General features: G+C 45.3%; 19 protein-coding genes, 1 other RNA gene and 1 other annotated feature. Of the genes, 18 read left to right on the forward strand and 2 right to left on the reverse strand.

The features are described 5' to 3' along the window. Positions 1-139 precede the first annotated feature (139 nt). From recJ to dtd, 4 genes are all read left to right on the forward strand, one after another. Entirely contained in the window at positions 140-2,503 is a 2,364-nt protein-coding gene (recJ, locus tag AM500_RS08590) for a single-stranded-DNA-specific exonuclease RecJ (protein ID WP_053598845.1), read from the forward strand. After that, positions 2,494-3,006: an adenine phosphoribosyltransferase gene (locus AM500_RS08595; protein ID WP_043933992.1), complete on the forward strand. Its 513-nt coding sequence runs from the start codon at positions 2,494-2,496 to the stop codon at positions 3,004-3,006. Before recJ ends, AM500_RS08595 begins: the two co-directional genes overlap by 10 nt. A gap of 557 nt (positions 3,007-3,563) precedes the next feature. Further along, positions 3,564-5,762 carry a RelA/SpoT family protein gene (locus AM500_RS08600; protein WP_053598846.1) on the forward strand — a complete coding sequence of 733 codons (2,199 nt, stop codon included), beginning with the start codon at positions 3,564-3,566 and terminating at the stop codon, positions 5,760-5,762. A 52-nt stretch (positions 5,763-5,814) separates the two neighbouring features. Beyond that, positions 5,815-6,258, forward strand: a complete 444-nt coding sequence (gene dtd, locus AM500_RS08605) for a D-aminoacyl-tRNA deacylase (RefSeq protein ID WP_053598847.1) — start codon at positions 5,815-5,817, stop codon at positions 6,256-6,258. A gap of 227 nt (positions 6,259-6,485) precedes the next feature. Here dtd and AM500_RS08610 read toward each other — a convergent pair whose 3' ends face one another. Next, the gene (locus AM500_RS08610; RefSeq protein WP_053598848.1) at positions 6,486-8,240 is read right to left on the reverse strand and encodes an N-acetylmuramoyl-L-alanine amidase family protein; all 1,755 of its coding nucleotides are present in this window, start codon (positions 8,238-8,240) and stop codon (positions 6,486-6,488) included. 457 nt (positions 8,241-8,697) lie between these two features. Between AM500_RS08610 and AM500_RS25790 the strand changes: the two genes are divergently transcribed. The 5 genes from AM500_RS25790 (at position 8,698) to AM500_RS08630 (ending at position 14,027) form a co-directional block, all read left to right on the forward strand. Further along, on the forward strand, positions 8,698-8,874 hold the full coding sequence (locus tag AM500_RS25790; protein ID WP_053598849.1) for a hypothetical protein: 177 nt from the start codon (positions 8,698-8,700) through the stop codon (positions 8,872-8,874). Between the two features lie 87 nt (positions 8,875-8,961). Next, positions 8,962-9,194 (forward strand) — a binding site (T-box leader). Positions 9,195-9,431: 237 nt separating this feature from the next. Next, entirely contained in the window at positions 9,432-10,703 is a 1,272-nt protein-coding gene (gene hisS / locus AM500_RS08620) for a histidine--tRNA ligase (RefSeq protein ID WP_053598850.1), read from the forward strand. 12 nt (positions 10,704-10,715) lie between these two features. After that, positions 10,716-12,500 (forward strand): aspartate--tRNA ligase, encoded by a 1,785-nt coding sequence (aspS, locus tag AM500_RS08625; RefSeq protein ID WP_053598851.1) that lies wholly within the window; start codon positions 10,716-10,718, stop codon positions 12,498-12,500. A gap of 86 nt (positions 12,501-12,586) precedes the next feature. Further along, a non-coding RNA gene (gene ssrS / locus AM500_RS24915) (6S RNA) lies at positions 12,587-12,771 on the forward strand. Between the two features lie 482 nt (positions 12,772-13,253). After that, entirely contained in the window at positions 13,254-14,027 is a 774-nt protein-coding gene (locus tag AM500_RS08630; RefSeq protein WP_043933985.1) for a tRNA threonylcarbamoyladenosine dehydratase, read from the forward strand. A 413-nt stretch (positions 14,028-14,440) separates the two neighbouring features. Here AM500_RS08630 and AM500_RS08635 read toward each other — a convergent pair whose 3' ends face one another. After that, positions 14,441-15,706, reverse strand: coding sequence for a replication-associated recombination protein A (locus tag AM500_RS08635; RefSeq protein WP_053601665.1), 1,266 nt, complete (start codon positions 15,704-15,706; stop codon positions 14,441-14,443). Between the two features lie 200 nt (positions 15,707-15,906). Between AM500_RS08635 and AM500_RS08640 the strand changes: the two genes are divergently transcribed. The 9 genes from AM500_RS08640 to AM500_RS08680 all read left to right on the forward strand — a co-directional run bounded on the left by AM500_RS08640 (position 15,907) and on the right by AM500_RS08680 (position 25,233). Then, positions 15,907-16,572, forward strand: a complete 666-nt coding sequence (locus AM500_RS08640) for a YczE/YyaS/YitT family protein (protein ID WP_156319779.1) — start codon at positions 15,907-15,909, stop codon at positions 16,570-16,572. Positions 16,573-16,574: 2 nt separating this feature from the next. Beyond that, positions 16,575-16,994, forward strand: coding sequence for a cysteine metabolism transcriptional regulator CymR (gene cymR / locus AM500_RS08645; protein WP_053598853.1), 420 nt, complete (start codon positions 16,575-16,577; stop codon positions 16,992-16,994). 44 nt (positions 16,995-17,038) lie between these two features. Further along, entirely contained in the window at positions 17,039-18,181 is a 1,143-nt protein-coding gene (locus AM500_RS08650) for a cysteine desulfurase family protein (RefSeq protein WP_053598854.1), read from the forward strand. Between the two features lie 137 nt (positions 18,182-18,318). Next, the gene (mnmA, locus tag AM500_RS08655; protein ID WP_053598855.1) at positions 18,319-19,437 is read left to right on the forward strand and encodes a tRNA 2-thiouridine(34) synthase MnmA; all 1,119 of its coding nucleotides are present in this window, start codon (positions 18,319-18,321) and stop codon (positions 19,435-19,437) included. Positions 19,438-19,783: 346 nt separating this feature from the next. Further along, positions 19,784-20,440: a tetratricopeptide repeat protein gene (locus AM500_RS08660; protein ID WP_053598856.1), complete on the forward strand. Its 657-nt coding sequence runs from the start codon at positions 19,784-19,786 to the stop codon at positions 20,438-20,440. Between the two features lie 42 nt (positions 20,441-20,482). Further along, positions 20,483-22,939, forward strand: a complete 2,457-nt coding sequence (recD2, locus tag AM500_RS08665) for an SF1B family DNA helicase RecD2 (RefSeq protein WP_053598857.1) — start codon at positions 20,483-20,485, stop codon at positions 22,937-22,939. A gap of 80 nt (positions 22,940-23,019) precedes the next feature. Then, positions 23,020-23,502 (forward strand): PRC-barrel domain-containing protein, encoded by a 483-nt coding sequence (locus AM500_RS08670; protein WP_231688166.1) that lies wholly within the window; start codon positions 23,020-23,022, stop codon positions 23,500-23,502. Between the two features lie 12 nt (positions 23,503-23,514). Continuing rightward, positions 23,515-23,706, forward strand: coding sequence for a hypothetical protein (locus tag AM500_RS08675; RefSeq protein ID WP_043933977.1), 192 nt, complete (start codon positions 23,515-23,517; stop codon positions 23,704-23,706). Between the two features lie 465 nt (positions 23,707-24,171). Continuing rightward, the gene (locus AM500_RS08680) at positions 24,172-25,233 is read left to right on the forward strand and encodes an AI-2E family transporter (RefSeq protein ID WP_053598858.1); all 1,062 of its coding nucleotides are present in this window, start codon (positions 24,172-24,174) and stop codon (positions 25,231-25,233) included. Positions 25,234-25,558 lie beyond the last annotated feature (325 nt).

Here is a 25,558-nt window from a genome sequence, read left to right on the forward strand (position 1 = left end):
GGCTCCAATGAACGCGAAGACTCTGAACTCTGTTCCGCCCATTGGTCCCAAAATTACCCTGAAATCCATTGTCCGCAAGAATAGATGATTGTGCTGGTTTTCCTGCTCCTGTATAATAGAAAAGTTGAGGGGTGAACGTATGTTACATTCAAAAACACGTTGGATTGTCCGGGATTATGATTTGGGCACGGCTGAAAAACTCGCAGAAGAACTGAATATATCTCCCCTTGTTTCTTCAATGCTATTAAACCGGGGGATTGACAATTCTGACTCTGCCCGGACTTTTCTATTTGGCGGGCAGGATTTTCACGATCCGTTTTTGCTTGAGGGTATGGATAGGGCGGTTGCCCGGATCCAGGAGGCAATTGCCAATCAGGAACCGATACTAATATATGGAGATTATGATGCGGACGGTGTAAGCAGTACAACTGTTCTGATGATTACGCTAAGAGAACTTGGAGCAAATGTAAGCTTCTACATACCGGACAGGTTTTCCGAAGGGTATGGACCGAATGAAGCAGCATTCAGGAAAGCGGCCGAAAGTGGAATTGAGCTCATTATTACCGTTGATACTGGAATTGCAGCAATTCATGAGGCGGAAATAGCCAGAGAGTTAAATGTTAATCTGATAATCACAGATCACCATGAGCCTGGACCGGTTTTACCGGAGGCTCTTGCGATTATTCATCCAAAACTGCCTGGGAGCAACTATCCATTTAGGGAACTTGCCGGTGTGGGTGTTGCCTTCAAAGTGGCACATGCCCTTTACGGGAAACTTCCAGAGCATCTTTTGGAAATTGCCGTTATTGGCACGATTGCCGACCTTGTTTCGTTAACAGGGGAAAATCGGCTAATTGCCAAAAAAGGCATTGAAAAGCTTAAATCGACTAAAAATATTGGAATCAAGGCAATTTTCAAGGTTGCCGGTGTCGAACTCCAAACAATTAATGAAGAGACGATTGGATTTTCGCTTGCGCCACGGATTAATGCTGTGGGAAGGCTTGAACATGCGAGCATGGCGGTTGACTTGCTTTTGTCCGATAACATGGAGGAAGCTGCAGAGCTGGCCCATGAAATGGATTCGCTTAACAAGGAGCGACAGGCAATTGTCCAATCTATTACACTTGAAGCGATTGAACAGGTGGAAAAAGAATTCCCGCCTGACTCAAACAAAGTGCTGGTTGTTGGTAAGGAGGGCTGGCATGCCGGTGTCATCGGTATCGTTGCATCGAAACTGGTGGAGAGATACTACCGGCCGGTAATTGTCCTGAGTTACGACCGGGAAAAAGGACTTGCAAAAGGATCGGCCAGAAGTATTCCAGGCTTTGACCTTTTCAAAAATCTGTCAACCACTAGGGAACTTCTTCCACACTTCGGAGGCCATCCGATGGCAGCAGGAATGACATTGAAGCTTGAAGATGTAGCCGAGCTGCGAAGAAGGCTTAACCAGCTGGCAGAAATGCAAATGAGCGATGATGATTTCATTCCGGTAATGCAGCTTGATGCTGAAATATCTATTTCCGATTGTACCCTTGAAATTTTAGAGGAGCTTCAACTGCTCGCTCCTTATGGTATGGATAATCCGAAGCCAAGGATTTCGATCGAGAATGCGGAAATATCAACAATTCGTAAAATTGGCAGCGACCACAACCATCTAAAGCTCACACTTGCTGGTGACGAAAAATCAGTTGATGCAATTGGGTTTGGCCTGGGGAAGTTTTTTGATCATATTTCACCTGCATCAAGGCTTTCAATTGCCGGAGAGCTTTCGATAAATGAATGGAATAATATCAGGAAGCCGCAAATCATGCTTCAGGATATTGCAGTCAGGCATTGGCAGCTGTTTGACATACGCGGAGTCCGCTCTTTCGGTTCACTGCGGGCAAAGCTGCCTGATATCAGTAAAATTTTCGTTTTGTTCGATCGGCAGTACCTTCAGGCTATTGTGCCTGGTGAAAAGGATGAAGTTATTGTCGCTGATACAATTGAAACGGCAGAAGCGGCAAGGCTTGATGGTGCAAGCATTGTGTTGGTTGATATGCCGCCATCTAAGGCTATCTTTAATGCGCTGCTTGCCGGAAAATGCCCTGAGAGAATGTATGCCGCTTTTTATAAGGAAAACAGTGAATTTTTCAGTACGATCCCTGGCAGGGACCACTTCAAGTGGTATTACGCGTTCCTTTTGAAAAACTCGCCATTTGATATTAATAAATATGGCGGCCTGCTGGCAAAGAGGCGGGGATGGACGAAGGAGACAATCGATTTCATGTCCGAGGTGTTTTTTGAGCTTGAGTTTGTTACAATAAACAATGGATTAATTTCCGTTGCCAAGACTTCAAATAAACGAGACCTGGCTGAGTCGCAAACTTACCAGGATAAGCAAGCACATATCGCTCTTGAGCAGGATTTATTATTTTCTTCCTATGGGCAGCTGAAAAGCCTTTTCGCCCAAATCCTGGCAGAGCCTGTTGAAAATGAGGAGGCAGTAAAAGAATGGATTTAAGACAGTATGTTACAATTGTGCCTGACTGGCCAAAAGAAGGCATCAAGTTTAAAGATATTACACCGCTAATGAATAATGGGGAAGCCTATAAATATGCGACAGACCAAATTGTCTCATATGCAAAGGAAAAGAAAATTGACCTTGTTGTCGGCCCTGAAGCGCGCGGCTTCATCATTGGCTGCCCGGTTGCTTATTCGCTTGGGGTTGGTTTTGCGCCTGTTCGAAAAGAAGGCAAACTCCCTCGTGAAACGATTAAAAAGAGCTATGGGCTTGAATACGGCACCAACGTACTTACAATCCATAGAGATGCCATACAGCCAGGTCAGCGCATCCTTATTACGGATGATCTTCTTGCGACTGGCGGAACAATCGAAGCGACGATCAAGTTAGTTGAAGAGCTTGGCGGAATCGTTGCCGGAATTGCTTTTCTTATTGAACTGACTTATCTGGAAGGCCGGGAAAAGCTTGAAGGCTATGATGTTTTGACCTTGTTGGATTATTAAGTGTTATGATGGTTTGAAGGAAGCTTCTGTAAGGTGCTTTCTTGATGAAAATAATCTTTTCTTGGTTTTAAATTTGTGCCAAAAGCTTGTCTAAAGCTAAGGGGCTCGCCAGTCGGCGAGTTTTCTTTGTAATATCAGAATTATTATCTTGTCACTTTTTTCCTCTAGCTCCAGCGCCTATCGCCTAGCAAACTTCAGGTCTCCTCCCTGCGATAAGTCATCATCGAATCGCTGTCGCTCTTCGTGATTCCTTTATCTCAGTCGAAGCCCCTCCAGTTTGTACGGCGATGACCAAGGCGCTTACGCTTTTGATTTCGTATGCAGGTTGTGATTCATTTAAAGCGTATCGGCCAATTTTTCCAAAAAGCAAAAAAGAACCCTTTTTTCGACATATTTCATGTTTTCGGTTAAAAATCCTTTTGAATCACTTTACATCCTTGGATTTTTTCTCGATAATAGTAACAATCCACTAATATTTTCATAAATCTAGGGAACAAAGGGGCCTTGTTGGTTGTAGTTCGGCTCTATATTTTCTACTAAGAAACAAAGGTGATTTTATGGCGAACGATTCAGTGCTGACCGCCGAACAAGTCATCGACAAGACAAGGGCATATTTGAACGATGAGCACGTGGCACTTGTGCAGAAGGCGTACGAGTATGCCGAGATTGCCCATCGTGATCAAATTCGGAAATCCGGTGAGCCGTATATTATCCATCCGGTCCAGGTTGCGGGAATTCTTGCTGACCTGGAGATGGACCCTGCTACGGTAGCTGCGGGATTTCTCCATGATGTCGTTGAAGATACAGCCATTACCCTAAAGGATATTGAAGCTGAGTTTAACGAAGAAGTGGCCATGCTTGTTGACGGCGTGACGAAGCTGGGCAAAATTAAATATAAATCGCATGAGGAACAGCAGGCGGAAAACCACCGGAAAATGTTCGTGGCTATGGCCCAGGATATCCGGGTCATTTTGATTAAGCTTGCCGACCGATTGCATAATATGAGGACGCTGAAGCATCTTCCGTTCGAAAAGCAGCAGCGTATTGCGAATGAGACGCTTGAAATCTTCGCGCCGCTTGCACACAGGCTTGGTATTTCGAAGATTAAGTGGGAGCTTGAAGATACTGCGCTCCGCTATTTGAATCCGCAGCAATATTACCGGATTGTCAACCTCATGAAAAGGAAGCGTGCTGAGCGGGAGCAATATTTGGATGATGTGATTGAGGAAGTGCGCGAACGTGTCGGTGAGGTTTCCATTAAGGCGGAGATTTCCGGCAGGCCTAAGCATATTTACAGCATTTATCGGAAGATGGTGCTTCAGAATAAGCAGTTCAGCGAGATTTATGATTTGCTTGCTGTGAGGATTGTTGTTAACAGCATTAAGGATTGCTACGCTGTCCTTGGAATCATCCATACATGCTGGAAGCCGATGCCTGGCCGCTTTAAGGATTACATTGCGATGCCGAAGCCGAATATGTATCAGTCCCTCCATACAACTGTCATCGGTCCGAAGGGAGATCCACTCGAGGTCCAAATCAGGACCACTGAGATGCACAGGATTGCTGAATTCGGGATTGCCGCCCACTGGGCATACAAGGAAGGCAAAAGCGTTAGTGAAAGTGCCTCTTTTGAGCAAAAACTGACATGGTTCAGAAATATTCTTGAATTCCAGAATGATACGGCCAATGCTGAAGAATTCATGGAATCTCTAAAAATAGATTTGTTTTCGGATATGGTGTTTGTGTTTACTCCGAAGGGCGATGTAATCGAGCTGCCATCCGGGTCGGTTCCAATTGATTTTGCCTATCGGATTCACTCGGAAATCGGCAATAAAACAATCGGTGCAAAAATCAATGGGAAGATGGTTACGCTTGATTATAAGCTTAAGACCGGGGACATCATTGAGATTTTGACGTCGAAGCATTCGTACGGGCCAAGCCAGGATTGGCTGAAGCTCGCCCAGACTTCACAAGCGAAGAATAAGATTCGCCAATTTTTCAAAAAGCAGCGGCGTGACGAGAATATCGAGAAAGGCCGCGAACTGGTTGAAAAAGAAATTAGAGCTATGAATTTCGATGTAAAGGAAATTCTGACACCTGATAATGTGCGGAAGGTTGCCGAGAAGTTTAACTTCACCAACGAAGAGGATATGTATGCCGCGGTTGGATATAATGGCATTACGGCTCTTCAAGTTACGAACCGCTTGACTGAGAAATGGCGGAAGAAACGTGACCAAGAAGCTGTGACGAATATATCCGAAGCCCTGACGGAATTGAAGACGCCGGCGACGACTGTTGTAAAAAAGCGTGATTCCGGTGTACGGGTCGCGGGCATCGATAATCTGCTGATCCGGCTTTCTAAATGCTGTAATCCGGTACCTGGCGATGAAATTATCGGTTTTATCACAAAAGGGCGCGGAGTATCTGTGCACCGTGCTGATTGCCCGAATATTGAAAATGAGGACCAAGCCCGGCTGATTTCGGTTGACTGGGATTCTTCGTTCACTGACCGGAAGGAATACAATGTTGATATTGAAATTAGCGGTTACGACAGGCGCGGGTTGTTGAACGAGGTTCTTCAGGCTGTCAATGAAACGAAGACGAACATTACGGCTGTTTCAGGCAAGTCGGACCGAAATAAAGTGGCGACAATCATTATGTCGATTGCCATTCACAATGTCAGCCATTTACACAAGGTTGTTGACAGGATCAAACAAATACCTGAAATATACGCAGTGCGGCGGATTATGAACTAGTATATCGCTGCGCTGCGGTTTTTTTAATTCTTTTGAGACAGGAGATTAAGAAATGAAAGCAGTTGTTCAGCGCAGCAAGCAAGCAAGCGTGACAGTAGATGGGGAAGTAGTCGGCAGTATTCCGAAAGGACTTGTTGTCCTGCTGGGTGTTACTCATGAGGATACAGAAAAGGATGCGGCCTTTTTAGCTGATAAAATTGCGAATTTGCGGATTTATGAGGATGAGGAAGGCAAAATGAACTTGTCGCTTCTTGATGTCGGCGGCGATATTTTGTCAGTTTCCCAATTTACGCTCTATGGAGATTGCCGAAAAGGCAGGCGCCCAAATTTCATGGCAGCGGCCAGGCCTGAAGTTGCAAATGGCCTTTATGAAACGTTCAACAGCATGCTCCGGGACAAAGGAATCACTGTCGAAACGGGCCGATTTGGCGCAATGATGGATGTCAGCCTTGTGAATGATGGTCCAGTTACACTAATTATAGATAGCAAAGCTTGAAACATAAGCCAAGCGGCTTCGCGATAGCAAAATCCGCCTCGAGCCAGGCAAAGACCCGCCTTTCTCTGCGATGTTAATTCAAGGATGCTTCCCTTTGTGTCCCTGCGATAATAATTCTCAGGAGCTTCCCTTTGTGGAAAAAGATGTAAAAAGGGGCGGCCAGTATAAATTCTGATGATATAAAAACACCCGCCGAGGTTGTTGGCGGGTGTTCGTTTTGGTTGGAGTTATTTTTCCTTGAAATAGCGGGCAAGCCCGTTCACAATTCCTGTCGATGCACTTTCCTGGAATTGGTTGCTTAGGACACCCATTTCCTCGGACGCATTGCTCAGGAAACCAAGCTCAATGAGGGCTGCTGCCTGCTTGTTTTCCCTTATTACATGATAATCGCCGAAGCGGGCGTTCCGATTTTTTGATTTTGTTTCAGTAACCGTTGCTGAATGGACTGTTTCAGCGAGTTTCTTTTGATAGGAATGATAATAATAGGTGGTCATTCCGCGTACTGTTCTGTCGTTAATAGAATCATAATGGATTGAAATGAATGCGTCCGCACCATTTATATGCGCAGAGCTGACCCTTGAAGGCAGCGAATAATACGTATCGCGGCTCCGCGTCATCACAACTTTGGCACCGTGCTTTGTGAGCTTACTGGTTAAGAGGTTCGCAGTCTTTAATGTTAGGCCTTTTTCGTATGTACCTCTTACCCCGATGGTACCAGTATCAATTCCGCCATGGCCGGGGTCAATAACAATTACTTTGTTTTTTAGGTATGAAAAACCATCTTCCTTACTGATTTGAGGTGCACTGCCAGATACCTGGACAATCCAGCCTGCGATAAAACCGCTAGAGCCATTCTTGAGCTCGATTTCGTACCAGCTGCCCGACACTTTCTTAACTTTGAATTGTTCACCCTTGTTTCCACGGGCAATCACTTTTGCATTCAATTCCGGCTTTTGACGGATGTTGCTTCCGTCATGGAGGATAGTCACCTTGCTTTCATTGACTTCCTTGCCAGTATTGCCGGCAGCATTGCCTGGTTCCTCGGCAGCCTTAACAAGGTACCAGCCTGCCACCCAGCCATATTTGCCTTTTTGGTATTCAATTTTGGCCCAGCTATTCTTTTCTTCAAGTATGCTGAACTTCTGGCCTTTTTTGACTGTCGCAATAATCTTCCCGTCCAAAGAACCTGCGTTTCTGACACTGAGTGCTGTCGCTGTTACAGTTCCGATAATACCCGTGGAATTTTTCCCAGAGTTCGGGCTCTCTTCTTGCGCTGATAAAAATTCAGAGCTTACCCAACCTATTTTTCCATTTGAGAATGAGATTTTCGACCAGCCGTTTGATTCTGACAAGACTTCTACTTTGGCGCCCTGCTTTAGCTTCCCGGCAACGGCAGCTTTGGATGAAGGAGTTGTGCGCACATTCAAAATATCTGCGTTTACAACTTTTATTTTCGTCTTAGCCGCTGATGTTGCTGGTGCAGTTCCTGTTGTTTTTCCTGGTGAGCCTGTCTCTTTCAGGAATTCACTTGAAACCCAGCCGCTGCCGCGTTTACTTTCGATCTTACTCCAAAGTCCAGAGTTTTCGAGGATAGTAACCTGCTCGCCCATTGTCAATGAACCTGTCATCGAATAGTTGGTTCCTGGTCCACTCCTAATTCGAAGCTTGTCCGCTGTAATAATCGCGGTTGTATTGGTTTTGGAAGCGGCTTGCTGGCGGTTCACCAGCCAATTGGCAGCCCAGCCGGTTTTTCCTGTGGAAAGTCTGAGCTGCATCCATTCTCCTTTTTCTGAGAGGACGGTAAAAACTGCTCCCTTTTTTACAGTAGCAACAACACTGTAGCTTAAGCCGGGACCGCTCCTGATATTAAGGCCGTCAACCGCTGCGGTGACAGTAATCCCTGCAGCGTATTCCTTTAATGGGAAGACAGCCCCGATAAGCAGGACACAGCAGGCAGCGAGCAAAAATATTTTCCTTCCCATTGGACACCTCCTACTTACCTTTTATTGTAGCGGAAAATTGTCCCAGTTTCATTGGTTTTTTCATTTTTCTAGCCAAATTCTATTTTGGGAGGGACCAAAAGCGCTGGTATGGCGGACTGTATTGAAATGATTTTAAGACATGCTATTGAAATCGTTTTGACTTGTTTTTCGGCATGAAATGGTTCCAAGAGAGGCTATTGGCGTTGTTTTGACTCGGTTTTCGGTTTGAAACGATACTAAGAGAGGCTATTGAAATTGTTTTGTTAGGGGTTACTTTCTTAAAATGATTCCAATACCAAGTTCAATATTTGTTTTCCCTGAAGTCAAGGAAATTGTTGTCCCAGTACATACCTAGTATACGAACCAAAAACTGAAGAAATTTATCACCGGACCTCGAAACTTTTTCATGTGATTGGGAACACTAGAAAAATAGTCATGTGATGGAGGGGTGCAGAAAATGAGATTCAGCGACAAAGGCATGCATGCGCATTCAGGGGAAAAGGGAGTATTTGGGGTAGATTTCCATGATTTTATCGAAAAGGAACAAAATTCGGGCACGTATGAGCTGGCTAGTGAATTTGGGTTGACCATCCGTGATGTCCGAAAACTGAAAAAACGGCTTGAGAGATCGTAATTCGGCTTGACAACAAGCGTTGAGGTCTTTATCATAAAATAAATAAAGCGAAGGCACCTTTGTTGCTTCGCTGCTATAGGTATACGGATAGAACCGTTGATGGAGCATAGTAATCAACCCAAAAGCCATGTTCAGAGAGGGAGGGTCCCGGGCTGAAAGCCTTCCCGCATGCAGGATTGATGAATGAACACTCCGGAGGTTTCCCCCTGAAAAATGCAGTAGGGGGTGAACGTTGCAGGCGTTAACTGTAAATGAGGAAGCCCAGATTTATGGGTTTCAATTAGGGTGGCACCACGGGAATCAAAACTCTCGTCCCTTGTTTAGGAATAAACAGGGGAGGGGAGTTTTTTTATTTTGCATTTTGTTTTTTAACATTGGCGATTGAAGCAGCAAGAGCAGAAATCAACAGTGTTGTTTAACATAATCTTATTTTAAAAAGAATCCATGGTTGGCGGCCTTAAAGGTTTTGTTGTAGCTATACAAATAGAATTCCTATCATCGGTCCATCAAAAGGGCCATTCCATGATAAATATAAAGAAATATTAGGAGGAATCCACATGACGATCAATATTCCAAGGGGAACCCAGGATATCCTGCCAGGGCAGGTGGAAACGTGGCAATTGATTGAAGAAACAGCGCGCAAGCTTTGCAAAGTCTTTCAATACCAGGAAATCAGGACGCCTGTTTTTGAACATACAGAACTTTTTAGCCGAGGAGTCGGTGACACAACAGATATCGTAACGAAGGAAATGTATACCTTCGAAGACCGCGGCGGCAGAAGCCTTACCCTCCGCCCTGAAGGGACTGCCTCAACAGTCCGTGCTTATGTAGAAAAGAAAATGTTCGGATATGCCGATCAGCCTGTAAAGCTTTACTATATGGGACCAATGTTCCGCTATGAACGCCCGCAGGCTGGCCGATTCCGCCAGTTTGTACAGTTCGGAGTCGAGGCGCTTGGCAGCAACGACCCGGCCATTGATGCGGAAGTAATTTCGCTGGCAATGGCTTTATACAGCGAGTTGGGACTGAAAAAATTGAAGCTAGTTATCAACAGCCTAGGCGACAAGGAAAGCCGGAAGGACCACAGGGAAGCGCTTGTCAGCCACTTTCAGCCGCGGATCGGAGAATTTTGCAGCGATTGCCAAACTAGGCTTGAGAAAAACCCGCTTAGAATCCTTGACTGCAAAAAGGACCGCGACCACGAGTTAATGAAGTCGGCTCCATCAATAGTCGATTATCTTAACGAAGAATCCCGTTCCTATTTTGAAAAGGTTCAGGAATATCTTAAACAACTGGATATTTCATTCGAGGTTGACCCGAATCTTGTCCGGGGCCTTGATTATTATAACCACACAGCCTTTGAGATTATGAGTGAAGCAGAGGGCTTTGGCGCGATCACCACTCTCGCTGGCGGCGGCCGCTATAATGGCCTGGTTGAGGATCTTGGAGGTCCCGAAACAGCAGGAATCGGCTTTGCTTTGAGTATAGAAAGGTTCATAGCCGCCCTGGAAGCAGAGAAAGTCGAGCTTCCGGTCAAGCGGGAAATAGATGTCTACATCGTTTCTCTAGGTGAAAAGGCAAAGGACTATTCAGTCGGTTTGCTGCAGCAGCTTCGCAGAGAGGGGATTTCCGCCGAACGCGACTATTTGAACAGGAAGCTTAAGGCCCAATTCAAGGCTGCCGACCGGTTGAATGCCCGATTTGTTGCAGTACTGGGTGACGATGAGCTAGATAAAGGTGTTATCAATTTGAAAGATATGGTTTCCGGCGACCAGAAAGAAGTAGAACTAGCTTCTTTTGTAAAAATGTTCGGGGAACTGCAAGGATAAGGAGGAATAATAATGTACGGAAGAAGTTATTTTTGCGGCGAAGTTCCGCATGCTGCTATAGGAGAAAAAGTTACTTTAAAAGGATGGGTTCAGAAGCGCCGGGACCTCGGAGGCCTAATCTTTGTAGACTTGCGTGACCGGACAGGCATTGTCCAGGTTGTTTTCAATCCAGACCAGCAGAGTGACGTCCATAAGATTGCCGAGAAGTTCCGCAGCGAGTATGTCCTTAATGTGGTCGGCACAGTTGTGGCCCGTGATGAAGGGACGATCAATGAGAACATATCTACAGGAAAGATTGAAATAATCGCCGAGAGTGTAACGATTATCAATGAAGCGAAGACTCCGCCTTTCCTTATTTCCGATAAAACAGATGCATCTGAGGATGTTCGCCTGAAATACAGGTATCTTGACTTCCGGCGCCCGGTGATTTTCAATACTTTAAAAATGCGCCACCAGGTGACAAAAACTATCCGTGAATTTCTTGATGGAGAAGGCTTCTTGGATATTGAAACACCGATTTTGACAAAAAGCACTCCTGAAGGCGCGCGTGACTACCTCGTCCCAAGCCGGGTCCATCCAGGAGAATTCTATGCACTGCCGCAATCTCCACAGCTGTTCAAGCAGCTGCTGATGGTTGGAGGAGTGGAACGGTATTACCAGATTGCCCGCTGTTTCCGTGATGAGGACCTTCGTGCCGACCGCCAGCCGGAATTCACGCAAATCGATATCGAAACCAGCTTTATGAGCCAGGATGATATTATCGGAATGATGGAGCAGATGATGTCCAAGCTTTTGAAAGAAGTAAAGGGTGTTGAAATTCCTGCCGAGTTCCCTCGTATGAAATATGAGGAAGCCATGTCCCGATATGGATCTGACAAACCTGACACACGCTTTGGCATGGAACTGAAGGACCTGTCCGAAGCAGTAGCAGGATCTGGTTTCAAAGTATTCGCATCAGCTGTTGAAAATGGCGGACAGGTGAAGGCGATCGCTGTAAAAGGCGGCGCTGCAAAATATTCGCGTAAGGATATTGATGCGCTTGGTGAGTTTGCCGGCGTTTACGGTGCAAAAGGACTGGCCTGGCTAAAGGTAGAGGCTGACGGGCTAAAAGGACCGATTGCAAAATTCTTCTCCGAGGAAGACGGTGAAGCAATCAAAGCCATCACCGAGGCAGAGGTTGGCGACCTGCTCCTGTTCGTCGCTGACAGGAAATCTGTTGTGGCAGACGCACTTGGTGCCCTGAGGTTAAAACTAGGCCGTGAGCTTGAGTTGATCGACCAGAGTAAGTTTAATTTCCTCTGGGTGACCGATTGGCCGCTGCTGGAATATTCAGAGGAGGATGGCCGTTACTACGCTGCCCACCACCCATTCACAATGCCATTCCGTGAAGACCTTGATTTATTGGACGAAAATCCGGCGGAAGTCCGCGCCCAAGCCTATGACCTTGTCTTGAATGGCTACGAGCTTGGCGGCGGATCCCTGAGAATTTTCGAGGCTCAAATCCAGGAAAAAATGTTCAAAGTGCTAGGTTTTAGCGAAGAAGAAGCCAGAGAGCAATTTGGATTCCTTCTCGAAGCCTTCGAATATGGCACACCTCCGCATGGCGGAATTGCACTTGGGCTTGATAGACTTGTCATGCTACTTGCGGGCAGCACAAACCTTCGTGACACAATTGCATTCCCTAAAACGGCTTCGGCAAGCGATTTATTGACAAACGCCCCTGGTGAAGTCAGCCATGCACAATTGGATGAGCTTCATCTTGCCCTTGCCCTTAAAACAAAAAATGAAAAGGCCTAGAGAAAAAGTATACCTGGAAATTACAGGTAACAAGGGTTGTTGCTTGAACAAATCCATCCAATATGCTATGATGTACTCAAGTTAGAAGAGTCCTGAAGTGTACGTTGCATCGCCTAAATGTTTTGACCGAACATTTTTTCTTCGGGAGTCCGGGTTTCGTTGCCGCGTAAATGCCCTTTTTAGGGACTTACAGTGACGGCGGACAGGACACCCACCTGCTTAATGCGGGCCAAAACGAAGGAATCAGGTAACGGCACAAGTTGGGACTCTTCGCCCTTTAATACATACTTTCCCGGAGGATGCTTCCTCCGGTTTTTTGTTGTGCTATAAGTTAACTTTGCGGATTTTCGAGAGCAGTTAAGGATAATCTGACAGCGGTTTTTTGAATTCAATTTTGGAGTACAATTTGAGTTTGTACTGACCGTGAAATGTCTTTGAAACCTGTTTTCGAGTACATTTTAGGTTGCGGGGATTGTGAAATGTCCTCGAAACCTGTTTTCAAGTACAATTTGATGTTGTACAAACTGGGAATTGTCCTTGAAATATAAACCGATGACTTCCATGAAGGTAGGTCAAGTGAATTGTGGTGTGTTCACGCTGTGTTTTCTGCACCTTTAGTTTGGAAATCTTCTTGCATAAAAAAAGAGGATAGTATATATTTTATCGGGGTAAAGATACATAAAACCGTCATCCGCCCGAGAGTGAAAGGCGGAATTGAATCTGTATGCCAGATATATAAATGGAGTGATAGCAATGCTGCATCAATTTTCACGTAATGAACTTGCAATCGGCCAGGAAGGCCTCGATATTTTGAAGAACAGCACAGTATTAGTGCTTGGTATTGGCGGAGTAGGATCGTTTTCGGCAGAAGCCTTGGCCAGATCCGGTGTAGGACGTCTGATTCTTATTGATAAGGATGTTGTGGATATTACAAACGTAAATCGCCAGGTGATTGCGCTATTGTCAACGGTTGGAAAGCCAAAGGCGGATTTGATGAAGGAACGGATTGCCGACATCAATCCGGATTGTGAAGTCATTTCCCTTAAAATGTTCTACACCGAAGAAACATATGAAGAAGTGTTTTCCTATAAACCGGATTTTGTTATCGATGCCTCAGACACGATTATTTACAAAGTCCATTTAATTAAGGAATGTCTGAAACGTGGCATCCCGATGATTTCAAGTATGGGAGCGGCCAATAAAATGGATCCGACCCGCTTTGAAATTGCTGATATTTTCAAAACTCATACTGACCCGATTGCCAAAGTTATCCGGACAAAATTGCGCAAGGAAGGCATCAGGAAAGGAATTCCGGTTGTCTTTTCAAGCGAAAGCCCGATTGTCATTCGTGAGGACGTACGGAAAGTAGTTGGCAATGATAAAGCTGAAATCAGGAAAGCGCAAATGCCGCCTTCCTCGAACGCATTCGTACCGTCTGTTGCTGGACTGATTATGGCAAGTTATGTTGTCCGGGAACTTCTTAAAGACATTCATATCGACCGTGTTTCCGGCGTTCCGGAAAAATAAATGAATTATGGAATCCATGGCCTTCGAGCTATGGGTTTCTTTTTTTCGAATGTTAAAGAATGCTGTTGATTACAGGCTCCACAAATGTCCAGTTTATCCTGCCTAAGAGCTTGAAACAGTCCTAAGCCTATTGGCTACATTTTGACCTGGCTGGGAGCTCGAAACGGTTCCAATAAAGCCTATTGGTTACATTTCGGCCTGCCTGGGAGCTCGAAACGGTTCCAATAAAGCCAATTGGTTACATTTCGACCTGTTGGGAAGTACAAAACAGTTCCAATAAAGCCTATTGGTAACATTTTAGCCTGCCCGAAAGCTCAAAACAGTTCCAATAAAGCTTGTTGGCTACATTTTAATCTAGGATAGGGAAATATTTACAAAACAGAGAGGCTTCCCCCAAGGGAGCCTCTCTGTTATTATTTCGTCAATTTTTCATAAACGGATGCAAATGCCTGTTCAAATTTGCTGTTTTTCTTTGGCTGGTAGTAGCGTTTGTTTTTTAGTTTGTCAGGAAGGTATTGCTGGCGCACCCAGCCTGTTTCATAGTCATGGGGATACAAATAGTCAATTCCGCGTCCAAGCTCTTTTGCACCTTTGTAATGGGCGTCGCGAAGATGGTCGGGAACATCGCCGGACAAGCCTTTCCTGATATCGCTCAGTGCCGAGTCGATTGCCATGATTGCGGAATTGGATTTTGGTGATAAACATAGTTCAATTACAGCATTGGCAAGCGGGATTCTCGCTTCAGGGAAACCAATTCGCTCTGCTGTTTCAATTGCTGCAAGTGTCCTGGCACCTGCCTGAGGGTTGGCAAGTCCGACATCCTCATAGGCAATTACCAAAAGCCTTCTTGCTATGCTTGGGAGGTCACCTGCTTCGATTAGCCGCCCAAGATAATGGAGAGCAGCGTTGGCATCACTGCCGCGGATTGATTTTTGGAACCCTGAAAGAACGTCATAATGTGCGTCTCCGTCCTTGTCGTGGACAAAGCTTTTTTTCTGCAGGCATTCCTCTGCAGTCGCTACGTCAATTACAATTTTTCCAGAATCATTGGGCTCGGTTGAAAGTGACGCGAGCTCAACAGCATTTAGTGCACTTCTGACATCGCCGCCTGACCCCTGGGAAAAATGGTTCATTGCTTCTGGGGTGATTTCGATATCCATTGAGCCAAGGCCGCGTTCATCATCCTCTAGAGCCCTGTTGATCGCCTTTTTAATATCGTCCGGCTCCAGTGGCTTAAGCTCGAATATTTGGCAGCGGCTTCTGATTGCAGGATTGATGCTATGATAGGGATTGCTTGTTGTTGCACCAATCAGGGTGATCATCCCGTTTTCAAGGTAAGGAAGCAGAAAATCCTGCTTCGCCTTATCAAGGCGATGGACCTCATCCAGAAGTAGAATGACCTTGCCTGACATTTTTGCTTCAGCAGCGACGATTTCCATATCCTTTTTATTATTCGTGACAGCATTCAATGTCCTGAAGGCGTATCGGGTGCTGCCGGCAATTGCACTTGCAATCGACGTTTTTCCGATGCCCGGGGGGCCATACAGGATCATGGAAGAAAGCTGTTTGGCTTTAACCATTCTGGCTATTATTTTTCCATCGCCAACTAAATGCTCCTGGCCGCACACTTCATCAAACGTTCTCGGCCGCATCCTAAAGGCAAGTGGTTTATCTTGCATCATTTTGCATCTCTCCAAAGACAAGTCTATCCTTTTAGTTTACCATTCCTCATGGAGTTCTGCTATTATGGCAATTTTCCCGAACCAATGCATATTGCCATTGTTTGTGCTATAATTTCTAAAGCCTACCTATATACTCTGTATTTAATAATAATAGCAGGATGGAATTTAAGTTTGTTAAGGCAAAGGGGTCCTTTTCATTGTTTAAAAAAAGAAAGGGGCAGATAGGGGCGAGGCTGACGGTTTTTACGATTGGCCTGCTTATCATGTCTCTTGGGGTTGTCTTGCTTATCAGAAGCAATGCTGGAGCAACACCTTGGGATGTCTTCCACGTTGGCCTCTATTATCAAATAGGTTTGACTGTCGGCAGCTGGTCGATACTAGTAGGAGTTGTAATCTTGACAGCGGCTGCAATCATTGCAAAAGAAATTCCGCATATTGGTGCGTTTTTAAATATGCTTTTAATTGGCGTATTTATTGATATGTACATGTTGATGCCTTTTATAAAAGAGCCTTCTTCGCATTTTGGCGAAGCGGCCATGTTTGCTCTGGGAATCATTGTGTATGCGTGCGGCATGGGTGTTTATATCTCGGCAGGCCTTGGTACGGGGCCCCGCGACAGCCTGATGGCAGCGGTTTACGAGAAGACTGGCTGGAAAATCCGGAATGTTCGCGGTTCAATGGAGGTAATTGTCCTTCTGATTGGATGGTGGCTTGGAGGCCCGGTTAACTGGGGAACCATCCTGTTTAGCTTTATGATTGGCCCGATATTCGGGGCAGTTATGCCGCAATGCAATAGATTGACAGATGTAATATTAGAAAAAGTAAAAAGAAAAAACGAACTGAACATCAGTAAGGGGGCCTAGTTGTGAAAATTTCTACTAAAGGTCGGTATGGATTAACTATTATGATTGAACTGGCAAAAAAATATGGAGAAGGTCCGATTTCGCTTAAAACAATCGCCCAGGCAAATGATCTATCGGAGCATTATCTTGAACAGCTGGTCGCTCCGCTTCGAAATGCGGGTCTGGTTAAAAGTATTAGAGGAGCTTATGGGGGATATCTTCTCTCTAAGGAACCAGCGCAAATAACTGCTGGTGACATTATCAGGGTTCTTGAAGGCCCGATTACACCAGTCGAGGGCATGGAGGATGAAGAGCCGGCTAAACGCGAGCTTTGGATTAGAATCAGAGATGCCATCAGGGACGTGCTTGATAGCACTACAATTGAGGATTTGGCCAATCATAGTGAAGATCAAAATCCAGATTCTTATATGTTTTATATCTAAAGGATAAAATAGCGATAGTAACATAGAAACGAAGGTGATTTTCCATGGAACGGATTTATTTGGACCATGCTGCGACCACCCCTATGCACCCGAAGGTTATTGAAAAGATGGCCAGTGCAATGGGGACTTTTTATGGAAATCCATCAAGCATACACTCTTATGGCAGGGAAGCCCGCCACTTGCTTGATGAAGCCCGCCACGTTTTGGCTAAGGGAATAGCAGCAAAGGCTAACGAAATTATTTTTACAAGCGGTGGAACCGAAGCGGATAACCTGGCGATATTAGGGATAGCGGAATCCTATCAAGAAAAGGGCAGGCATATTATCACAACTGCAGTTGAACACCATGCGGTTCTGCACGCCTGCAAGAAACTTGAAGATCAAGGGTTTCAGGTAACCTATCTGTCTGTGGATGAAACAGGCAGGATTTCACTTGATGAACTGGAGAAGGCATTAACAGATGAAACGATTCTTGTCACGATTATGTACGGAAACAACGAGGTGGGCACGCTTCAGCCAATTGAAGAAATCGGTGCTCTTTTAAGCGGTCATCAGGCCTTCTTCCATACTGATGCAGTGCAGGCTTATGGCCTTGTTGATATTGATGTTCAAAAAGCGGGCATTGACCTGCTGTCAGTATCTGCCCATAAAATCAACGGTCCAAAGGGGACGGGCTTTCTTTTTGCGAGAGAAGGAATCCGGCTGTCACCAAGGTCGTTCGGAGGCGAGCAGGAACGGAAACGCAGGGCGGGAACTGAAAATCTTGTTTCAATCCTCGGTTTTATGGAAGCTGCCCAGATTGCCGCCGATGCCAGGGAAGAAAAGGCGGAAAATTACCTGCGCCTGAAAAAGCGGTTTATCGAAGTGCTTGAGGAAGAAACTTCCACGTTCGAGCTGAACGGTTCGCTTGTAAACTCATTGCCTCATATAGTAAACTTGAGTTTTCCTGGGACCAATGTTGAGGCGATGCTAGTCAACCTTGATTTGGCCGGGATAGCAGTTTCAAGTGGTTCCGCGTGTACGGCTGGTTCAATTGAGCCGTCTCATGTCCTTGTGGCCATGTTTGGGAGTGAATCCGAGCGAATTGCCAATTCAATCAGATTCAGCTTCGGGCTTGGCACGACAGAAGAGGATATTGTGCGGACAGCAAAAGAGACAGCAAAAATAACAAAACGGCTGCGCGGTTAGCAGCCATTTTTAGCGAAAAGGGGGATATCACTCCATTTCGCATCAATGCCTATTCTTTACCAATAGGCGAGTTGTTTAATAACTTTTAGGGAGTTTCCCCTTACAATAAATTTTTATAGAAAAAGTGTGGTGATATCATGGAAAGAAAAGAGCCAAAAAACACAAGGGTTGTTGTTGGAATGTCCGGGGGAGTGGACTCCTCCGTCGCTGCACTGCTTTTGAAGCAGCAGGGCTATGATGTCATCGGAATTTTCATGAAGAACTGGGACGATACAGATGAAAATGGGGTCTGTACCGCAACAGAGGATTATAACGATGTCATCCGAGTGTGCAATCAGATTGGGATCCCGTATTATGCGGTCAATTTTGAAAAGCAATACTGGGACAAGGTCTTCACCTATTTCCTTGAAGAATACAAAGCTGGCAGGACACCTAACCCGGATGTTATGTGCAACAAGGAAATAAAGTTCAAGGCGTTCCTTGAACATGCTCTGAAGCTTGGCGCCGATTACCTAGCAACAGGACACTATGCACAGGTTGCCTACCGCGATGGTGAATACAAGATGCTCCGCGGCCTTGATGAAAACAAGGACCAAACCTACTTCCTTAATCAGTTGAACCAGGATCAGCTGAGCAGAGTTATGTTCCCGATTGGCGGTCTTCAAAAGGCCGATGTCAGGAAGATAGCTGCCGAAGCAGAACTTGCAACAGCTGCGAAAAAGGACAGCACAGGCATTTGCTTTATCGGTGAGCGGAACTTCAAGGAATTTCTCGGTCAATATCTGCCAGCCCAGCCAGGCAATATGGAAACGATGGATGGAGAAATCAAGGGCAAACATGACGGCCTAATGTATTACACTATAGGCCAGCGCCATGGGCTTGGCATTGGCGGCCAAGGTGATCCATGGTTTGTTATTGGCAAGGACTTGGAGCGGAATGTCCTTTATGTCGGACAAGGCTTTGATAATGAAAAGCTATATTCAACTTCAATTCTGGCTGACAATGTAGGCTGGACTTCAGATTCCGAAAAGCCAGCCGAGTTCAAGTGTACGGCCAAATTCAGATACCGTCAGGCAGATAATAGTGTTACAGTAAAGCTGCTTGAAGGAGGCAGGGCCGAGGTAGTGTTTGATGAACCTATCCGCGCTGTCACTCCTGGTCAGGCTGTCGTCTTTTACAATGGTGACGAATGCCTAGGCGGCGGTACGATTGACGAAGTGTTCATGAACGGTGAAAAACTGGATTATGTAGGATAATATGAATCCCGATTCCCAGCGTGCTGCTGGTGAATCGGGATTTTTTTCGTCCAGCTTCTGATTTGATTTTTGTCTGAATTGTGAATTTACCGGATATCTACTCAAAAATCTCGGAAAAATTTTTATTTTACCGGATATCTACTCTGAAATTCCGGATATACACTCTCGAGGACTCCATTTGTCACTGAAACGCTCTGTTACTTTTTTTCAGCTCCATCCTGTAATCGAGAGACGGTCACAATTACCTGTGTGCAGTACAAATTGAAATAGTTCGGGCTGCTATTTGCATCTATTAAAAAAGATAATAGCATTATGGTATACTGTTTTCTGATGGAGTGTGATAATAATGGACAAAAATGTAAAAGGAATTGAACTTATGCAGGCGGGGCAGCTTGAAGAAGCGGCAGTCGCCTTCAATGAAGCAATAGAAGAGAATCCGGCAGACCCGGTTGGATATATTAATTTTGGCAATTTACTCGCAGCGACGGGCGATGACGAGCGAGCAATGAAATTTTTCCAAAAAGCATTGGAGCTTGATGATTCCGCAGCAGCTGCCTATTATAGCATCGGAACTCTCTACTACAACAAGAAGAGTTTTGAAAAAGCTACGGTTATGTTTGAAGCGGCTATGAAAAAGGGACTGGATTCGAGCGACAATTTTTTCATGCTTGGAATGTCACTTAGCCAGGATGGCAAAACCCTCCTTGCTATTCCTTATTTGCAAAGAAGTGTTGAGCTTTCACCTGAAGACGTCGATGCACGATTTCACTATGGCCTAAATCTAGCCCAGGAAAATCAGCTCGACCTTGCGATTGAACAATTTGACGCCTGTATTCAATTGGATGCCAACCATGCCGATGCGTACTACAACCTTGGAGTCGCTTACGCTTTTAAAGAGGAAACTTCTAAAGCTCTTGGATTTTTGAATGAGGCTCTTCGGGTTGATCCTGAACATAGTATGGCTGCGAGTGTAAAGCAGTTTATTGAAGACAGCCTTGGCTGAGAAATGTAACCATTGAAATACCTTTCATAAAGGAGGGCTGTTATGGACCAGCAGGATTCACTTGATCTTTTTTCCGAACAGGGGAAATATCTCAAGGGACGGCCATTTGTGACCATCTTCCACAATGAAGCAAACATGTATACCGTTGCAAAAATAAGGGTCGACGATACAAATGATACGTATGAAGACCGTGAAGCTGTTGTCACAGGTTACTTCCCAAAGCTGCATGATCAGGAATCGTATTTATTTTACGGGGAATTTAAGGAGCACCCGAAGTTTGGTCTGCAATTTCATGTTACTCATTTCCGAAAAGATATCCCCCAGTCCAAACAGGGTGTAATCGCTTATCTCTCAAGTGAAATCTTTAAAGGAATTGGAAAAAAAACTGCTGAAACCATTGTAGAAGTGCTAGGTGAAAAAGCAATTTCCCGTATTCTGAACCAGCCTTCCCTTCTCGATACAATCCCAAAGCTGCCTCCTGATAAGGCGAAGATGCTTTATGACACGCTAATGGAGCATCAGGGACTTGAACAGGTGATGGTTGCCCTGAATCAATATGGATTCGGGCCGCAGCTTTCAATGAAGATTTATCAGGTTTACAAAGAAACAACGATAGAAGTTATTCAGAAAAACCCATACCAGCTGGTCGAGGACATTGAGGGTATCGGATTTACCAGAGCGGACGAGCTAGGTTTTCAGCTTGGTATTTCCGGCAGCCACCCGCACAGGATAAAGGCAGCGTGCCTTTACACGCTTGAAACGGAGTGTATGCAGGCAGGCCATGTTTATTTGGAAGCACGGGATGTGCTGCTCCGGGTTAAGGCGCTGCTAGAGGAGAACAAGCGAGATGTCATTGAATTCAAGGACATTACAGCGGAATTAATTAAGCTTGAAGAAGAAGGCAAAATTGCTGGAGAAAATCAGCGGGTATACTTGCCCTCTCTTTATTTTTCGGAAAAAGGTCTTGTCTCGAGTATCAAGCGGATTCTCGAACAAAAAGAGTTCGGGCAGTTCCCAGAGTCCGAATTTCTGTTAGCGCTTGGGGACCTGGAAGAAAGGCTTGGCGTCGAATATGCGCCATCGCAAAAGGAAGCAATCCAGACTGCGATCCAATCGCCGATGATGATTTTAACAGGTGGTCCGGGTACTGGAAAGACAACTGTAATAAAGGGAATTGTCGAGCTTTATGCAGAGCTTCACGGCTGCTCCCTCGAGCCAAAGGATTATCTTAAAAAAGATGAGGCTTTTCCAATCCTGCTGGCTGCACCGACTGGACGAGCGGCAAAGCGGCTGAGTGAATCAACAGGACTTCCTGCTGTTACAATCCATAGGCTTCTTGGTTATACAGGTTCAGAAACCTTCAACCATGATGAAGAAGCAAGTCTTGAAGGAAAGCTTCTAATTGTTGATGAATCCTCGATGGTTGATATTTGGCTCGCCCATCAGCTCTTTAAGGCGCTGCCTGAATCTATTCAGGTTATCCTGGTTGGCGATGAAGATCAGCTTCCATCCGTTGGCCCTGGACAGGTTCTAAAGGATTTGCTTAGATCTGAACGGATACCGACAGTCAGGCTGACTGATATTTACCGCCAGGCAGAGGGCTCTTCTATTATCATGCTTGCCCACGAAATAAAGAATGGTACAGTTCCCGCCGACCTTTCCAAACAGCAGGCAGATCGTTCTTTTATAAAATGCAATGGCCACCAGCTTGCACAGGTGGTTGAAAAGGTTGCCCTGAATGCCAGGAATAAGGGGTATCATGTCAGGGATATCCAAGTGCTTGCCCCTATGTATAAGGGTCCTGCTGGCATTGATAGGCTGAATGTCATACTTCAGGAGCTTTTCAACCCTAATCCTGATGGTAATAGAAAGGAACTTGCCTTTGGTGAGGTAAAATACCGGATTGGAGACAAGGTGCTTCAGCTGGTGAATCAGCCAGAAAAGAACGTCTTTAATGGTGACATCGGGGAAATCGTTTCGATTTTTTATGCAAAAGAGAATACTGAAAAGCAGGATATGGTGATTGTCTCATTCGATGGAATTGAGGTCACCTACACTCGCCAGGACTTAAACCAAATTACCCATGCTTATTGCACATCGGTCCATAAAGCGCAGGGAAGCGAGTTCCCAATTGTAATTTTTCCGGTTACGAGAAGCTATTACAGAATGCTGCGCCGGAACTTGATTTATACAGCTATCACCCGCAGCAGGCAATTTTTGATTCTTTGTGGTGAGGAAGATGCCTTCAGGCTTGGAGTAGAACGAAATGACGAAATGACAAGGCAGACAACGCTTACTGCGAAATTACTCGATGCTTTGCCTGCTGGTGGGGAAAGTGTACAGCATGAGCCAGAGGCCGCTGCTGAAATAGTGAAAAAAGTTAATGAACCCCAATTGGAATATGCTGCAGCAAGAGCAGAACCTTCTTATGAGGAAATGCTGATGAAAACGAGCCCGATGATTGGCATGGAAAACATTTCGCCTTATGATTTTATGTGACTGGCTAAAAACTAACGATAAGTCCCCTGGGTGGAGGTGAAGCTACCCCATCCAGCCGGACATTCATGTTCGAAAAGGGCGTGAGAGTCTTGCGGACATTCGGATTGGTAAAAGGATTGCCCGTCATAGCTGAAAACAATGGAAAAAAACTTGGGACGGTTGCGGATCTTTGCTTGGCAGAAGGCGAGGTATATGGGCTGATCGTCAACAAACAGAATTTTTTCAAGCAAAAGCTTTATCTTGATTACGGAAAGATTCTATCCATAGGGCCAGATGGAGTCATGATTTCATCAGAAGTAGCTCTTGAGAAAAGGTTGGACAATCCGTTCCATACTCTTTCTCATCAGAGCCCAATTGCCGGAAAAATGGTCATGAACCGCGAAGGCGAATCACTTGGAATCCTTAATGACGTATATTTTAAAGAAGAACTGGGCACAATCGTAGGGTACGAAATTTCGGATGGATTCTTTTCGGACCTGCAGGATGGGAAAAAAATCATCAAGGCGGTCGGGCCCGCGAAGCTTGGAAAGGATACCATCATCGTAACTCCAGAAACAACGTGAGGTGCCCATTCCATGTTAAGCTGCCCCAACTGCCAGAGCAAAGATATCGGCAAAATTGGAATCAACCAGTTCTACTGCTGGAATTGTTTTATTGAACTTTCTCTTTCCAAAGGCCTGATCCATACCCACCAGGTGGAAGAGGATGGAACCTTAAGCTCGCTTGATGATCTGTTTGAAGAAAACGAACGCCGTTATTCAAGTTAATTATGTTTTTAAAATGAAACCGGGGGTAAACCCCGGTTTTTTGCTATGTATATAAGTTCAACTAAAGAATTGCTGATGAATAGGCAATTTATTGATTGTAGCGGAAGGCACGAAGACTCCTACGGGAGAAAAGGTCAGTGGGAGACCCCACAGGCGCTCGCGCCGAGGAGGCTCCCAGGCCGCCCGTGGAAAGCGTAGTGCCTGGAGCGGAAATCTCAGAAAAACTATAGATTAAAATATATAGTTCTAATTAAAAATCCAAGTATGAAATCGGATATTGGGAGCTATGAAGGAGGGAACAGCCTTGAAATAGGTGTCTAGCCGTCCTTCATAAAGGCGATGAAGGAGGAACAGCCTTGAAATAGGAGTCTTTACCTGCTTCAGATTGAGTAGGTAAGAGATGACTTGCTATTTAGGAATAAACACCCCGCACTTCTGAAAAACTAGCTTTGAGGGAGGTGCGGAATGAACATACAATTAAAATGGTTTTACCGGATTGGTTTTTTCCTTCTGTTGCTATCAACGATTTTTGTCATAATGATATTAAAGCCTTTCTGGATTCCTGCTGCCCGCCTAATAGGCTTTTTGTTAACTCCCTTTATTACCGCGGGATTCATCGCATATCTTCTCCACCCAATCGTGGAAAACCTTCACAGCAAAGGCGTTCATCGTGGTTTGGCAGTACTCGTTATTTATATTATCTTTTTTGGCGGTACCGGATTTGCGTTGTATAAGGGAATACCCGCCTTTATCTCACAAATACGCGAACTCTCGGCGAGCGCACCAGATTTTGCCGACCAATATCGCCAAGTTATTTCAGGCCTTGAGGAAAGGACCGAGGGATGGCCAAATGGAATAAGGGAAAAAGTTGACGGAGCGATTAATTCTGTGGAGGCAAGGCTGGATAGTCTCTTTGACCGGGTTGCGGCTGGGTTTGGAAAACTGGCGGATTCAATTTTAACCATTGCAGTGATTCCTTTTATCGCTTTTTACATGCTTAAGGATTATGAAGTGCTGAAGAGGGCAATCTGGTATATGACTCCTAAAAAATGGCGGAGACAAGGTGAACGTTTCCTAAAAGACGCTGATGAGTCGTTAGGAGGCTATATCCGTGGCCAACTACTTGTTTGCACGCTTATGGGACTGATTTCATCCATGCTATTCTGGCTAGTTGGGCTTCGTTTCCCGCTCCTGCTCGGGCTTGTAGTTGCCCTGACCAATGTTATACCTTATTTTGGTCCAATTATTGGTGCGATTCCTGCTGTCACGATAGCTGCCTCTATGTCTCCTAAAATGATTCTTGTTACGGTGGGAATTGTGTTTTCCCTGCAGTTCCTGGAGGGCAATATTTTATCTCCATACATTGTTGGAAAGAGCCTCCACATGCATCCGCTGCTCATTATGCTTTCTCTATTAGCGGGTGGTGAAATTGGAGGGATACCAGGATTGATCCTGGCCGTTCCAACCCTGGCAATCCTGAAAGTAGCAATCATACATGCGAAGGGATTTTTCGTAAAAGTTCATTAAATCAGCCTGATTGACAAACTCCTTTTGCATCGCTATAATCCAGTCATAGGAAAAAATGATCTTTTAACATGATGATGGACTGAGTATGCTATTGGCAATCCAACCGCATTATGCGGCCAGAGAGGGCTTCCATTGGCTGGAAGGAGCCCGGGATGAAAAATTGGCAGAATGCTAATCCGGAGTGCAGCTAATCACTGCCGTGTGCCGCGTTAAGGCATGAATGAGAGATGGGCAGAAACTTGCCCATAATCAGGGTGGTACCGCGAGCATAGCTCTCGTCCCTGTCCAGGGATGGGGGCTTTTTTGTGTTCTTTTTTAAGCTGGC

Source organism: Bacillus sp. FJAT-18017, from assembly GCF_001278805.1.
Classification (GTDB): Bacteria; Bacillota; Bacilli; order Bacillales; family Cytobacillaceae; genus Bacillus_D.

What these genes read in the sequence shown, in the direction of transcription:
- AM500_RS08610 (WP_053598848.1), bottom strand. Translation starts at nt 8,240, where the DNA reads ATGGGAAGGAAAATATTTTTGCTCGCTGCCTGCTGTGTCCTGCTTATC.
- AM500_RS25790 (WP_053598849.1), top strand. Translation starts at nt 8,698, where the DNA reads ATGAGATTCAGCGACAAAGGCATGCATGCGCATTCAGGGGAAAAGGGA.
- recJ (WP_053598845.1), top strand. Translation starts at nt 140, where the DNA reads ATGTTACATTCAAAAACACGTTGGATTGTCCGGGATTATGATTTGGGC.
- AM500_RS08600 (WP_053598846.1), top strand. Translation starts at nt 3,564, where the DNA reads ATGGCGAACGATTCAGTGCTGACCGCCGAACAAGTCATCGACAAGACA.
- AM500_RS08630 (WP_043933985.1), top strand. Translation starts at nt 13,254, where the DNA reads ATGCTGCATCAATTTTCACGTAATGAACTTGCAATCGGCCAGGAAGGC.
- aspS (WP_053598851.1), top strand. Translation starts at nt 10,716, where the DNA reads ATGTACGGAAGAAGTTATTTTTGCGGCGAAGTTCCGCATGCTGCTATA.
- AM500_RS08675 (WP_043933977.1), top strand. Translation starts at nt 23,515, where the DNA reads ATGTTAAGCTGCCCCAACTGCCAGAGCAAAGATATCGGCAAAATTGGA.
- AM500_RS08595 (WP_043933992.1), top strand. Translation starts at nt 2,494, where the DNA reads ATGGATTTAAGACAGTATGTTACAATTGTGCCTGACTGGCCAAAAGAA.
- hisS (WP_053598850.1), top strand. Translation starts at nt 9,432, where the DNA reads ATGACGATCAATATTCCAAGGGGAACCCAGGATATCCTGCCAGGGCAG.
- AM500_RS08680 (WP_053598858.1), top strand. Translation starts at nt 24,172, where the DNA reads ATGAACATACAATTAAAATGGTTTTACCGGATTGGTTTTTTCCTTCTG.
- AM500_RS08660 (WP_053598856.1), top strand. Translation starts at nt 19,784, where the DNA reads ATGGACAAAAATGTAAAAGGAATTGAACTTATGCAGGCGGGGCAGCTT.
- AM500_RS08650 (WP_053598854.1), top strand. Translation starts at nt 17,039, where the DNA reads ATGGAACGGATTTATTTGGACCATGCTGCGACCACCCCTATGCACCCG.
- recD2 (WP_053598857.1), top strand. Translation starts at nt 20,483, where the DNA reads ATGGACCAGCAGGATTCACTTGATCTTTTTTCCGAACAGGGGAAATAT.
- AM500_RS08635 (WP_053601665.1), bottom strand. Translation starts at nt 15,706, where the DNA reads ATGCAAGATAAACCACTTGCCTTTAGGATGCGGCCGAGAACGTTTGAT.
- mnmA (WP_053598855.1), top strand. Translation starts at nt 18,319, where the DNA reads ATGGAAAGAAAAGAGCCAAAAAACACAAGGGTTGTTGTTGGAATGTCC.
- dtd (WP_053598847.1), top strand. Translation starts at nt 5,815, where the DNA reads ATGAAAGCAGTTGTTCAGCGCAGCAAGCAAGCAAGCGTGACAGTAGAT.